This window comes from Pseudoalteromonas translucida KMM 520, assembly GCF_001465295.1.
Lineage (GTDB): Bacteria > Pseudomonadota > Gammaproteobacteria > Enterobacterales > Alteromonadaceae > Pseudoalteromonas > Pseudoalteromonas translucida.
The window spans coordinates 285,208-298,083 of record NZ_CP011035.1; the positions used below are offsets into that span (position 1 = coordinate 285,208).

The following is a 12,876-nucleotide window of genomic DNA, read 5'->3' on the forward strand; positions in this document are numbered from 1 at the left end:
CTAAAACAAGTGGTTACGCGTTTATAAACTAAATTATAAGAAGCAAAGTCTTTAGGTATTAAGTACTTTGCTGTTAACAACTAGGAAATACCATGGCAACGAGTCCACACACTCACACATTTAAAGATGTAAACGAAGAGCAACTTCCGGTTGCTAATAATAAGCTTCACGGCTGGAAACATTTTGCTGGGCTATACGCTGGTGAACATGTTGCCGCTACTGAGTTTGTTATTGGCGCAACCTTTGTTGCATTAGGCGCATCAACCATCGACATTCTACTGGGGTTATTAATAGGTAACCTGTTAGCAATGTGTTCTTGGTGGCTAATTACGGCACCTATTGCAGTACAAACCCGCTTAAGTTTATATAACTACTTAAACAAAATTGCTGGTAACTCAATGACCAAGCTCTATAACTGGGCTAACGTGGTTATTTTTAGTGTTATATCGGCGGCCATGATCACAGTATCCTCCACCGCCGTGCGGTTTTTGTTCGACATACCCGCGCAGCTTGACTGGTATCCAAACAGTTTTTGGTTTGTAGCCATTGTTTTAGCGGTAGGCTCTATTGTTGTATTTGTTGCTATGTATGGCTTTTCAACCGTTGCTGACTTTTCAAAACTATGCGCGCCCTGGCTATTTGTTATATTTATTGCAGGCTCGTTCGCGTTATTCCCTGAACTTTCAAACCACGTATTAGGGTCTACCTCTTTAAGTAGCTTTAGCGACTTTATGACCATAGGCGACTCCTCCATATGGACGGGCACCAATGCCGATGGCGAAAAAGGCATTGGCCTATTAGAAGTGATTGGTTTTGCATGGGCTGCTAACTCAATTACTCATTTTGGTTTAATCGACATGGCTATTTTTAGATTTGCCAAACGCAAAAGCTATGGCTTGTTCTCTGGTGTGGGCATGTTTTTTGGGCATTACTTAGCGTGGATCTCTGCCGGTATTATGGGCGCAGGTGTTGCGGTATTACTTAAAACAACCATTTCGTCACTTGATCCGGGCGATGTTGCATACCATGCATTAGGTTGGACTGGATTTGTTATTGTAATTATAGCGGGCTGGACTACAGCTAACGCAAACCTTTACCGCGCAGGTCTTGCTGCACAATCGATTTTTGTAAATCAGTCACGTGAGCGTACAACCGCTATTGTAGGTGTTGTAACCGTGATTATTGCGTGTTTCCCGTTTGTATTTTCACAAATGCTACCGCTACTTACTTACGCCGGCTTATTAGTTGTGCCTGTGGGCGGTATTGTGTTTGCTGAGCATGTGTTATTTCCTAAAATTGGCTTAACACGTTACTGGGCTAAATATAAAAATATTACCCGCAGCGTACCGGCTATAGCATCTTGGGCGCTTGCACTTGTGTTTGGTTTTGGCTTAAACGCAATTGATGTAATGTCGTTTTACTACTTGTTTATTCCTACCTGGATTTTCACTATCGTTATTTACACGCTTTTAGCTAAAAAATACGGTGCCGATGAAGATTACACGCAAGAAATTGCTGCAGAAGAGCAAGAGCAACGTGATATTAAAGAATATCAAACAGCACAAGCTAAAGACATTCCAAAGCCAGTAATTGATAGCTCTACATTTACCAAAGTTCTTAATGGCATATCGACTACTTCATTGGTTATTATTTTTATATTTGCCAGCCAAGTTATGTTTTTCAGTGAAACTATGGTGATGTACAGCGCTAATAAGTCGCAGTTCGAAATTGCCTGTTTTATTTGTACTGTTATTTATTTTGTTACTGCGTACTGGTCGTTAAAACGCCATAAAGTACTCAATACAGCATCGTAATTACTTATCGTAATACAGTATCGTAATTTATATTTTATTTTTGTTTAGTAAGGTCGCACCATGACGCAACATCAACACACTAACGCTCTTGTTACAGGGCTAAACCAACAGAGCTTGGCTCAATTACCAAGCCATGTTGACACACCAAGTTACGACCGTAGCGCCGTTAAAGCAGGGATTGTACATATTGGTGTAGGCGGTTTTCATCGTGCTCACCAAGCGGTGTATGTTAACGAGCTTTTAAAAACCCCAGGCTCTGAGCAATGGGGCATATGTGGTGTTGGCCTGTTAGAGGGTAACCGTGGTTTGCGTGATATTTTAAAGCAACAAGATTACCTTTATACGCTTACTGTTAGGCACCCAGACGGTAAAATAGATAACAAAGTAATTGGCTCAATGATCGACTTTTTGTTTGCCCCAGAGGACAAACAAGCGGTAATTAATAAACTAGCGCACAGCGATACTAAAATTGTGTCGCTTACTATTACCGAAGGTGGTTATAACTTTAACCCAGCAACGGGTGAGTTTGACACGAGTAATCCAGATATTATTAACGACATTAATAACCCGAACGACCCAATTACGGCGTTTGGTTACATTACTGCTGCGTTAAAACTGCGTAAAGAGCAAGGCTTGGGCGCGTTTACAGTACAGTCGTGCGATAACATTCAGCATAATGGTAACGTAACACGTAAAATGCTTTTAGCCTTTGCCACAGAGCAAGACAAAAACCTAAGTGAGTGGATTGAGCAAAACGTATCGTTTCCAAATGCGATGGTTGACCGTATTACGCCTGTATCTAAAAAAAGTGATATTGATTACGTGGTTGATGCCTATGGTGTTAGCGACGAGTGGCCAATTACCTGTGAGTCGTTTACACAATGGGTAATAGAGGACACATTTAGTGACGGCCGACCAAATTGGGATGTTGTTGGTGCACAGTTTGTCACTGATGTAACGCCTTATGAAACCATGAAAATACGTTTACTTAATGCAGGGCATTCAGTACTTGGTTTATTAGGTTCAATTCATGGTTATGGCACAATTGACGAAACGGTATCTGATGAATTATTTGCCACATACCTACGTGCTTTTATGGACAAAGAAGTAACGCCAAACCTTGAGCCGCTTGAAGGTATTGACCTTCAAAGCTACAAAAACACGTTAATAGAGCGTTTTGCTAACCCTAATATTAAAGACAGCCTAGCGCGTATTTGCAGTGAAAGCTCAGCTAAATTGCCTAAATTTATTATTGCTACAATTAACGAAAACCTAGTACAAGGTCGAGATATATCGTTGGCTGCACTGGTTATTGCTACTTGGTGTTTATACAGCGATAAAGGTGTAAGTGAAAAAGGCGAAAAGCTTGAAATTCAAGATGCTATGCAAAAAGAGCTAAATGCATACGCGCAGCAAAGCCAAGCTAACCCAACTGCATTTTTAAAGCTAGCAAGCTTGTTTGGTAAGCTTGAACATAACGACACATTTACTGCAGAGTATAAAAAATCGATCGCCGCGCTATACGCACCTAATAGTAAAATTAAAGCTATTATGCAGGCTGCACTTGAGCAAAAGAGTAACTAATTATGAGCATTTTAATTAATCATAAATCAGGCGAAAACGTAAGTGTTAGCTGCTTTGGCGAAGTACTGTGGGATTGTTTTGACTCTGGTAAACGCCTAGGCGGCGCGCCGCTTAACATGTGTGTGCGTATTAACTCACTGGGCATAAAAGCCGACATGATCAGCGCCGTTGGCAGCGATAAACTAGGGGCAGAGCTGCTAGGCGAAATTGCGAGCAAAGGCGTAAGCTGCGATTATATTGCTATTAACAGTGACAAAAAAACCAGCACGGTTGAGGTAACTCTTGATAGTGGTGGCTCAGCAAGTTATGAAATAGTGGCAGATACAGCGTGGGATAATATAGCGCTTACCGATGAGTTACTGAGTAAAGTTAAAAGTAGCGATGTATTTGTATTCGGTAGCCTAATAGGGCGAAGCAAAACGTCTTTGGCAACATTAAATCAATTAGTTGATGTAGCAAATTTTAAAGTGTTTGACGTAAACCTACGTGCGCCTCACTACACATTAGCAACACTCGTAGATTTAATGAATAAAGCCGACTTCATCAAATTAAACGACGAAGAGCTATACGAAATTGCTAAAGCTATGGGTTGTAAGTTTCATTCGCTTGAGCAAAACTTAGCCTTTATTGCAGCACAAACAAATACCGAATACTTATGTGTAACTAAAGGCAGCCATGGCGCATTACTCACCATTAAAGGCGAAAACTACTATAACTCAGGCTATTTAATTAGTGTTGTTGATACAGTTGGCGCAGGGGATTCGTTTTTAGGCTCGTTAATTTATCAGCTGTGCAGTAGTGATTGCGCACAACATGCGGTTGACTTTGCTTGTGCTGTTGGCGCTATGGTGGCCGAAAGTGCCGGAGCAACACCTACTTTAACGCATCAACAAATAAATGAGTTTATGAATCCATAAATAAATTGCTGATAAGATATTGTTAATTGTTATCGATAGCTTATCGGGCAGAATATAAAGGCAGATTTACCCAGTAAAGCTGCCTTTTTTATTACTCTAAATCTTTACATTCTGCACAGTTAACGCTCAATAAGGTCGCGAAATAGGCCTAAGTTATTTTATTCGACTATAGTATTAGCTAAACGTCTTATAGTAAGAATATTAATCCTTTGTTAATGTTCGTCGATTATTCACGGAATGAAAGGCCGGAGCGGCAAACAGTGCGCTCTATAATACAAATACAAAAAGAGAAACATGCTTTATGATCATCTTTTTTATCTGCATCACAATTTTAATACTGGGTTACAAATTTTATAGTCCCTTTGTTGAAAAGCAAGCAGGTTTAGACTCAACTATTGAAACACCACAAAAGCGCTTTAGCGAAGGTGTTGATTACGTGGCTATTCATCCTGTGCGTGCATTTTTAATTCAATTTTTAAACATCGCCGGTGTAGGTCCTATTTTTGGTCCTATTCTTGGTGCCTTATACGGACCCGTTGCACTAGTTTGGATTGTACTAGGTAACGTGTTAGGTGGTGCTGTTCACGACTTCTTCTCAGGTGTTATGAGTATAAAAGAAGACGGAAAAAGCCTGCCAGAAATAGCCGGACATTACTACAACATTGTATTTAAAGGCTTTATGCTGATATTTACTGCCATGCTACTATTTTTTGTAGGTGTAGTATTTATTATGAGCCCTGCGGGCTTATTAAGTAACCTTGATTTTTTTGAAGGTACAATACTGGCAAGTAACACCTTTTGGGTGCTGGCTATTTTAGCGTATTACTTTTTAGCTACCTTGCTACCAATTGATAAAATTATTACTAAATTTTACCCAGTTTTTGGTGCTTTAATGATTGTAATGACAGTTGCTATTGCAGTTTCGTTATTGATTAACGCGCCACACTTACCCGTTGCAGGTGACTTTTTAGCTTACTTTAGCGCTGATCATGCACATGACTTTTTAGAGCCAAATCCGGATGGTTTACCTACGTGGCCTTTGTTATTTATAACAATTACCTGTGGCGCTATTAGTGGTTTTCACTCAACGCAAGCACCTATTATTGCACGCTGTTTAACAAACGAAAAATATGTACGCCCGGTATATTACGGCGCTATGATGTGTGAAGGTATTGTTGGTTGTGTTTGGGCACTTGCTGGTATTGCAGCATTCCCAGAAGGTTATGCCGGTTTAAAAGCATTACTTGATCAAGGTGGCCCTGGTTTAGTGGTTAATCATATTGCTAATAGCTACTTAGGTGTATTTGGTGGTGTTATGGCTATTATTGCTGTAGCTGTGTTCCCAATCACTTCAGGTGATACTGCGTTCCGTTCACTGCGTTTAACCGTAGTTGATGCGTTTAATATTCCGCAAAGCTTACGTAACCGTTTATTAGTAGCGATTCCAATTTTAGCGATTGCTTACTTTATGACTAAACTCGACTTCTCGGTTATTTGGCGCTACTTTGCGTTCTCAAACATGCTGCTTTCTACTAGCGTATTATGGCTGGCAACTAAGTACTTGTTTGACCGCGGTGCATTCCATTGGATTGCCAGTATTCCTGCAGTAATCGCCACAGCAGTGACGCTTTCATACATTATGACAGCGGCAATAGGTCTTAACTTATCAAGTGATATGGGTAAGCCAATTGGTGCAGTGGTAGCGGTAATTGGTTTTATTACACTTGCCATAGTGCACTCTAAGCACAAAGGCAGAGTAAAAGTTATTAATTAAAAAATGACCATAAATCATAAGTGTTAATTAAAAACGAGCAGCTAAACCTGCTCGTTTTTTTATGCCCAATAATAAAGCTCCATCACACTTACGGCTAAATAACATGACTTAATTTAATGCCACTAATATAACTGCTATTATTTGTTAATTGCTTTAACTGAGTTAGGAAATACAAAATGAAAATAGCCGCTGATTTTAGTAAGCGCGTTGTTGTACATAGTGAAAAACTAGAGTGGGTAGCCTCGCCAATGGCGGGAGTGCATAGACGCCCTTTGGACAGAGTAGGCGATGAAGTTGCCCGCGCCACAAGCATAGTACGCTATGCGCCTGGTAGTGAATTTTCGCCGCATATACATACAGGTGGTGAAGAATTTTTAGTGCTCGATGGCGTATTTCAAGATGAACACGGCGATTACCCTGTAGGTAGTTATATTCGCAACCCTCCCCAGTCAAAGCACAAACCGGGATCTCAGGGAGGCTGCGTAATATTTGTAAAATTGTGGCAGTTTCAACCACAAGATAGACAGCATGTGTGCTTACACACTAAAAAAATGCAAGGCGTTCCGCATCCCCAGTTTAACAATGTTAGCGTAATTTCTTTATATAAAGATGACTTTGAAGAGGTGAGCTTACTGCACTTTAAACCTAACGCCGAGATGGTTATAAATGCAAAGGATGGGGCTGAGCTGTTAGTACTTGAGGGTTTGCTTAACGAGAAAACAGATACCCTTATTAAAAATAGTTGGTTAAGAGTGCCTATTAATAGCACTGTTAATGCTAAAGCAGGAAGTACAGGCGCAACAGTTTGGCTTAAAACCGGTTATTTAACTGATGTAGCAAACCAAATCACTCGATTAAAAAATGCATAAGTAACCACTTCAAATGAAGTAGCAAAACACCCGTTATAGCTGAGTTTTAAGTTGTATCAGTATGAGCGCTAAGCTATCACCTATACTCAAAGTACATTTATTGTAAGAGTACTCATTATGGTTGGTTTAACGCACGGTTTGTCTATTGGCATTGAACGCTCAGGAAGTGAGTTTTTTTTAACGCTAAAAGCGGTAGGTACATTAACTCACAAAGATTATAAGATTATTACACCCATGATCGACTCAGCTCTAAGTAAAGTGGATCACCCTATAGTTAAAGTGCTGATAGATGGCTCACAATTAGAAGGTTGGGAAATTAGAGCTGCATGGGATGACTTAAAGCTTGGGTTAAAACACGGTAAAAATTTTAAAAAAGTCGCGATTTACGGTAATAAAGAGTGGCAAGCAACCTTAGCCAAAGTGGGGGGCTGGTTTGTAGCAGGTAAAGTAGCATACTTTGAAAACGCCACCACAGCCATTGAGTGGCTACAAGAGTAACGCCATAACCCCAGCGAGAGCACGTTAATGCTCTCTCTACTCATATGGTTGTTTAATAAATCTTATAAAGTGAGGTGTTTTTGTAATTTAACTTCCTCTGCATCTACATCTAAAAGTACCGTCACGGTAACTAATTGTTGCTGCTTACTTAGGGGGAGTGTAAAGCTATAAGTTTGCTGCTGATATGGATCAAGTACGACGTTTTGCTGTTGCGGTATGACATTAATTGGCTGTGAAAACGCGGTGGCAGTTAAACTAATAGTGCCTGTAGTTGCGCCGGAGTAAGGGCCAGAAAGTGTCGCTATAACCAGCAATTCACCCTCAGTTGTAGTACTGTGGCTAAGCGAAAGTTGCACGCCATTAAATGCGTTTAACGGCGCTTTTAGCCTCGATTTATGGGTTAAATCGTGCCAATTAAGTTGCTGTTCAATAATAATGGAATCTGCACTTAGGTGTTGGGGTAAAGTGATATTACTAACGCCTGGATTTACAACTTGCAGCAGTATTTCACTGCTTAATAACTGCCCACTGGCGTCTAATAAGTTTACGTTTGCTGTCACATTCACTGCAGCGTCAGAAGGGTTCATTATGCGTAAAAAGGCCTCACCATGATGGTAATATATTTGGCTATTAATACCAGAAAGCAGACTGAGTGCATCATCACCTAAGCTATTTTTATACTTCAAAAATAGTGTATTAAGTGAATTTATCAAAGCAGAATGGTTATTTTTATTGGGCAGCTGAGCCATCAAAGACGCCAGCTCAGGCGCGCAATTAACGAGTTCATTAGTTGCCTGCTGGCAGCTTTGAAATAACCGCGTAAGTTTATCATAATCTGTAAATAACCACGGATTGGTTATTTGATCGTGATATGTGTCCGCGACGTTGCCATTCGTAAAGTAGGGCGTTATTTTATGATTATTATTGTTAGCTAATAAACTAATTTTACGCGCGTTTAATTGTGACAATAACTGATTTTCTATAACTACATCAAACGATTGCTTAATAACGTTCGCGGCATTAAACGCTGTTAACTGTACAGTTAGCTTAGTAGTATTAATACTAACAGTGATGGCTAATTTTTGCTGTTGGGCAATGGCTTGCTGTAGCTCAGGCGTTAGCGCTATCTGCTGCTCAGTAAAGTGGCTAACATTATCAGCGCGGATCACTAAGCGCTTTGCATCAACGATTAACAATTTTAATAGTTGATCAGCATTAGGATTTTCTTCGGTGCTGAAAGTACGGCGATACTGTTGATTTTGTTCACTGAGTTGTCCTTGTAATGCTATGCCAATTTCACCACGGGCAAGTTGCGAGGGTTCAAACTCTATCAGTGCCGCAACTTGGTTACTATGGGTTAACTCAATTAATGCTGAAGCAGAGGGTAAAGGAAAGTCCATCACCGGGTGCGTCACTGTGTGTGCATCCGCAGGACTAATATCTAAACGGGCGATTTTTTTGGCCTGATTGTTACGAATCCAATATGCACTGCCATCTTGCTCCCATGGCCCAGACACAATATGAAAACTAGGTTTTATATTAGCAACAAATTTTGCAAAACCAGCCTCTATAGCCTGCCAGTCGTTGAATGTTTCCTTTAGCAGGGTATTGGCGGTTGTTAATGTTGTTTCGCTGTTGGGGTTAGCGAGCCTTAATTTATTTAAAAAGTGGCTAAAATATTGTGCCCGCTGTGGTGAGCTTAAAAAATAGTGAATAATGAAAAAATTAAGCCCCCGCTTGAGAGACGGATCATCATTAATTTGTTCTATGCTGGGCTTATTGGCGCTGTAATACTGCTTTAAACCGGTTTCGATATAGTTCATAGGCGCACGGTCAAATACCATCACTGTGAGTTGCTTTTTACTTGGATCATAAACATGATGCGCCACTGAATCAGCTAGCCCTTCGGTGATCCAACTTGGCGCCCAGGTGGAGTGGCCATTGAGTGCCATATGAAAGGCATGCATAGTTTCATGAATAACAATATAACGTTGATGTTGCCTGCGATCGCTAGGGAAACTATATCCAGCACGATTATAAAACATGGTTTCGCCGCCTGCAGTTTCATGTACGCCACGTAAAAAACCATCATCGAGCATCGCCTCACGTACTCTTTCGCGGCTACTGCCATACACTACGGCAATGCGTTGACGCTCAATATTCGGCGGCTGCATGCCAAATAATGCGACATAATGTGGGTAAGCCATTTCTAATAACTCAAGGTAGAGCCTTACTTTATGTTCGGGTAAGTCGCTTTTTAGTGCGAAGTGTTTACTTACCCACCAGTTATACCCTCGGCTATTTCCAATTTTTCCTGTGCTGTAAGTGTAGGGAACGGTTTGTCCTAAAAAGGCAATATCAATATTATGTAAAGTAGTCGTATAACCTTGCACTGAGATATCGACCCGCATTGTCTCAGCAGCGATTGCATCTAACGGCGCTAACTTAAGTTGAGTAGCTTGATTATGATATGTGTTTGGTACGTGAAGCTCTGTTTGACAGGCAACGAGTAAAAAGAGAGACAAGGGAAAGAAAAAATTTTTCATAATTATAGTTGTTTTGTGTGTATATTGTATGCAATATAAAGTAACGTGTTTCATCGACAAAGTAAACTATGAATAACAATCAATTACTCGAGCCGGAACAACTAGACTGCCTCGAAAATAATAATGCTAAGTCGAGCCGTCCAGGCTTTGGTTTGGCATTTTATATTGCCAATATAATGGAAATTTTTGAACGTTTGGCATGGTATGGTTTTTTTGCAGTATCTTCTGTGTATATGACTACGCCTGTTGAGCAAGGAGGGGTCGGGTTTACTGAGCCGCAGCGGGGGGCAGTGCAAGGGATTATTCCATTTTTCTTATATTTATTGCCGGTGATCACCGGGGCATTAGCAGACCGTTACGGCTATAAAAAAATGTTTGCTGTGTCGTTTATATTAATGGCACCGAGTTATTACTTTCTAGGCCAAGTGACACAGTTTAGTTCATTTTTTATGATCCTCTTAATGGTGGCATTTGGTGCCTCTTGTTTTAAACCTGTGGTGGTTGGTACCATTAGTCGCAGTACTAACGATAGCAATCGGGGCTTAGGGTTTGGTATTTTTTATACTATGGTGAACTTAGGCGGTTTTATTGGCCCATTAGTCGCGGGATATTTGCGTGCAATTAGTTGGGACGCGGTATTTATTATGTCGTCAGTATGGATTTTAATTAATTTTATCCCGCTGCTGCTATACCGCCAAGAAAGCGCAACCGCGCAGACAAAAACCAGCTTAAAGCAGGTGTTACAGCAGGCGCAGCATGTGTTAGGTAATAGCCGCTTTGCGTTATTACTGTTTGCTAGTGTGATGATCTTAATGACCGCAGGGGTGAGTTGGTTGAGCTACCCTCAGGCGTTTTCACTTATTGCGCTCTGGTTAGGGATGAATTGGTTGTGGGATAAACTACTGCTAAACCGGGATCATAATCGCTGGTATTTACAACCTGTACGTGTGAGTAACCGTAATTTTGCGCTTTACTTGGCTATCTTGACCGGTTTTTGGACTGTTTATAACCAGCTGTTTTATACCTTACCTTTGTTTATTCGTGATTATATTGATACTCAAGACCTAGTCGCGTTTATGGCTTATTTTGGTCAATCAGCCGTCGATTTTTTTGCTTATGTAGATCGCGCGGCACTGAGTGATAAATTACAACAACTCGCCGCTCACTATGCAGGTTCAGCGCCCTTAAGCAGTATTGATTTAGAAACAATCCGGCTGGAATTAGTGCATTTAAAAGTAAATGTACCTGTGGCACAAATCGCTATTTTTACTAGCGAGTTAGGCAATTACCAGTTAAATACAGAGCAAGCGCAACAACTTGCCGAACGTTGGCTTAAATACAGGCAAGTTAACCCAGAATACCTTATCAATTTAGACTTTGCCGCCATCGTATTATTACAAATAATGGTTAGTTTAAAGTGCCAGCGGTTTAAAGTAATTTCGGTGTTGATCAGCGGTCTGATAGTGACCGCGGGCGCATTTTTATTATTGTTATTAATGAGTGCCGGTCTCTTAATGACTCAGCTCGGTGGCTTGGTTATTATTACCGTTATTTTGCTGATTGCTTTTGGCGAGATGCTTACGTCACCAAAAAGCCAAGAATATGTTGCCAGTATTGCACCAAAAGATAGTGCAGCAATGTTTATGGGGTATTACTTTGTTTCAATGGCGCTGGGCTTTTTGTTTGCTGGATTTTTATCGGGGTGGAGTTATGGTTACTTAGTAAAAACATTACAGCGGCCCGACTTAATGTGGCTATTATTTGCTGCCATTGCGCTAATCACAGGTTTAGGTTTTTATTTATTATCAACATACAATAAAAGGGAAAAGCATGAAAGTTAAGCCGTTGCTTGTTTTTATTTCACCAGTGCATCGGCAAACTAAATAAAGTAGCGAACAGCCGCTTATTTTATATAGATTAGCGGCAGTTTTGTTAGCTGGTTTTTGCTTTAACCTCAGCCCATTGCGCTTGTAGCCACCTACTTAGCGTTATTATGTCGCTTTGTTTAGCCCGTGATTTTTTATATACAAAGTAAAATTTTGTGCCGGTTTCTACTCCATACAGTGGTAGTTTAATGAGCTGATTGTCGCTCTGTGAGGCAATAAAAAAATCATCTATAAGCGTAATGCCTAAATTATAACGCGCTGCCTCGGCTGCCAATATAACGTGACTAAAGTGATTTATTTTTACATTCGTTGGTAAGGTTAGACCGCCACTTTCACACCATTGTTGCCAATCGTCAGCAGTGCGTTGTTCTGACTCACTATATTGCACTGACAACAACGGGTGCTCCCACAGCTCATTGGGTAGCGGCTGGTTTTTTAATTGTTGCCACAGGGTTTTACCACAGGCAGGGTAGAGCTTTTCCGCAAATAAAAACTGACTCGCAAATGCTCCTTTAGGCGGGTTGGTCGTAATAAAGCAATCAGCAACCCGCTCGCTAAAGTCAGACTCGTCAACAATCATGTTTAAGGTTAAATCAATATCGGGATGATCGTGCTTAAAACTCTCTAAACGTGGTATTAGCCATTTTACAGCAAGTGAACTGTACAGAGCCAAACGAATGTGGCCAGGTTCACCAAAGCGAATTTTTTGCGTGGCGCTGGCTAAACTGGTTAATGAATGGCTTACTTCGTGGTAATAACGGCTGCCCGCATCGGTTAACGAAAAGCTACGACCACTGCGGTTAAATAGCGGCTCGTTTAAATATTGCTCTAATAGTTTAACTTGGTGGCTTACGGCACTTTGTGTCACATTAAGGTGTTCAGCCGCTTTAGAAAAGCTATTTAATCGTGCGACAACTTCAAAACATTGCACCGCACGTAATGGAGGTAATTTCATTATTAGTTTAGCTCATACTAAAAGTATTTTAAT

General features: G+C 40.7%; 9 protein-coding genes. 7 read left to right on the top strand and 2 right to left on the bottom strand.

Annotated elements, in window-relative coordinates:
• The first annotated feature begins 92 nt into the window (after positions 1-92).
• The 6 genes from PTRA_RS16785 to PTRA_RS16810 all read left to right on the top strand — a co-directional run bounded on the left by PTRA_RS16785 (position 93) and on the right by PTRA_RS16810 (position 7,456).
• The gene (locus tag PTRA_RS16785; protein WP_058374815.1) at positions 93-1,814 is read left to right on the top strand and encodes a purine-cytosine permease family protein; all 1,722 of its coding nucleotides are present in this window, start codon (positions 93-95) and stop codon (positions 1,812-1,814) included.
• 60 nt (positions 1,815-1,874) lie between these two features.
• Entirely contained in the window at positions 1,875-3,398 is a 1,524-nt protein-coding gene (locus tag PTRA_RS16790) for a mannitol dehydrogenase family protein (protein WP_058374816.1), read from the top strand.
• Between the two features lie 2 nt (positions 3,399-3,400).
• Positions 3,401-4,315, top strand: a complete 915-nt coding sequence (locus tag PTRA_RS16795; protein WP_058374817.1) for a carbohydrate kinase family protein — start codon at positions 3,401-3,403, stop codon at positions 4,313-4,315.
• Positions 4,316-4,616: 301 nt separating this feature from the next.
• Positions 4,617-6,089, top strand: a complete 1,473-nt coding sequence (locus PTRA_RS16800) for a carbon starvation CstA family protein (RefSeq protein WP_058374818.1) — start codon at positions 4,617-4,619, stop codon at positions 6,087-6,089.
• 176 nt (positions 6,090-6,265) lie between these two features.
• A complete protein-coding gene (locus PTRA_RS16805) occupies positions 6,266-6,958 on the top strand; it encodes a cupin domain-containing protein (protein ID WP_058374819.1) in 693 nt (230 codons plus the stop codon).
• Between the two features lie 117 nt (positions 6,959-7,075).
• Positions 7,076-7,456 (top strand): SpoIIAA family protein, encoded by a 381-nt coding sequence (locus PTRA_RS16810; protein WP_058374820.1) that lies wholly within the window; start codon positions 7,076-7,078, stop codon positions 7,454-7,456.
• A 62-nt stretch (positions 7,457-7,518) separates the two neighbouring features.
• Here PTRA_RS16810 and PTRA_RS16815 read toward each other — a convergent pair whose 3' ends face one another.
• Positions 7,519-10,002, bottom strand: a complete 2,484-nt coding sequence (locus tag PTRA_RS16815; protein WP_058374821.1) for a hypothetical protein — start codon at positions 10,000-10,002, stop codon at positions 7,519-7,521.
• A gap of 68 nt (positions 10,003-10,070) precedes the next feature.
• On the opposite strand from PTRA_RS16815, the gene PTRA_RS16820 reads away from it, so the two are divergent.
• Positions 10,071-11,843: an MFS transporter gene (locus PTRA_RS16820; protein WP_058374822.1), complete on the top strand. Its 1,773-nt coding sequence runs from the start codon at positions 10,071-10,073 to the stop codon at positions 11,841-11,843.
• 91 nt (positions 11,844-11,934) lie between these two features.
• On the opposite strand, the gene PTRA_RS16825 is transcribed toward PTRA_RS16820, so the two are convergent.
• Positions 11,935-12,843, bottom strand: coding sequence for a LysR family transcriptional regulator (locus PTRA_RS16825; protein WP_058374823.1), 909 nt, complete (start codon positions 12,841-12,843; stop codon positions 11,935-11,937).
• Positions 12,844-12,876: the final 33 nt, after the last annotated feature.

Coding starts and splice junctions, on each gene's coding strand:
- PTRA_RS16785 (WP_058374815.1), top strand. CDS start 93: ATGGCAACGAGTCCACACACTCACACATTTAAAGATGTAAACGAAGAG.
- PTRA_RS16790 (WP_058374816.1), top strand. CDS start 1,875: ATGACGCAACATCAACACACTAACGCTCTTGTTACAGGGCTAAACCAA.
- PTRA_RS16795 (WP_058374817.1), top strand. CDS start 3,401: ATGAGCATTTTAATTAATCATAAATCAGGCGAAAACGTAAGTGTTAGC.
- PTRA_RS16800 (WP_058374818.1), top strand. CDS start 4,617: ATGATCATCTTTTTTATCTGCATCACAATTTTAATACTGGGTTACAAA.
- PTRA_RS16805 (WP_058374819.1), top strand. CDS start 6,266: ATGAAAATAGCCGCTGATTTTAGTAAGCGCGTTGTTGTACATAGTGAA.
- PTRA_RS16810 (WP_058374820.1), top strand. CDS start 7,076: ATGGTTGGTTTAACGCACGGTTTGTCTATTGGCATTGAACGCTCAGGA.
- PTRA_RS16815 (WP_058374821.1), bottom strand. CDS start 10,002: ATGAAAAATTTTTTCTTTCCCTTGTCTCTCTTTTTACTCGTTGCCTGT.
- PTRA_RS16820 (WP_058374822.1), top strand. CDS start 10,071: ATGAATAACAATCAATTACTCGAGCCGGAACAACTAGACTGCCTCGAA.
- PTRA_RS16825 (WP_058374823.1), bottom strand. CDS start 12,843: ATGAAATTACCTCCATTACGTGCGGTGCAATGTTTTGAAGTTGTCGCA.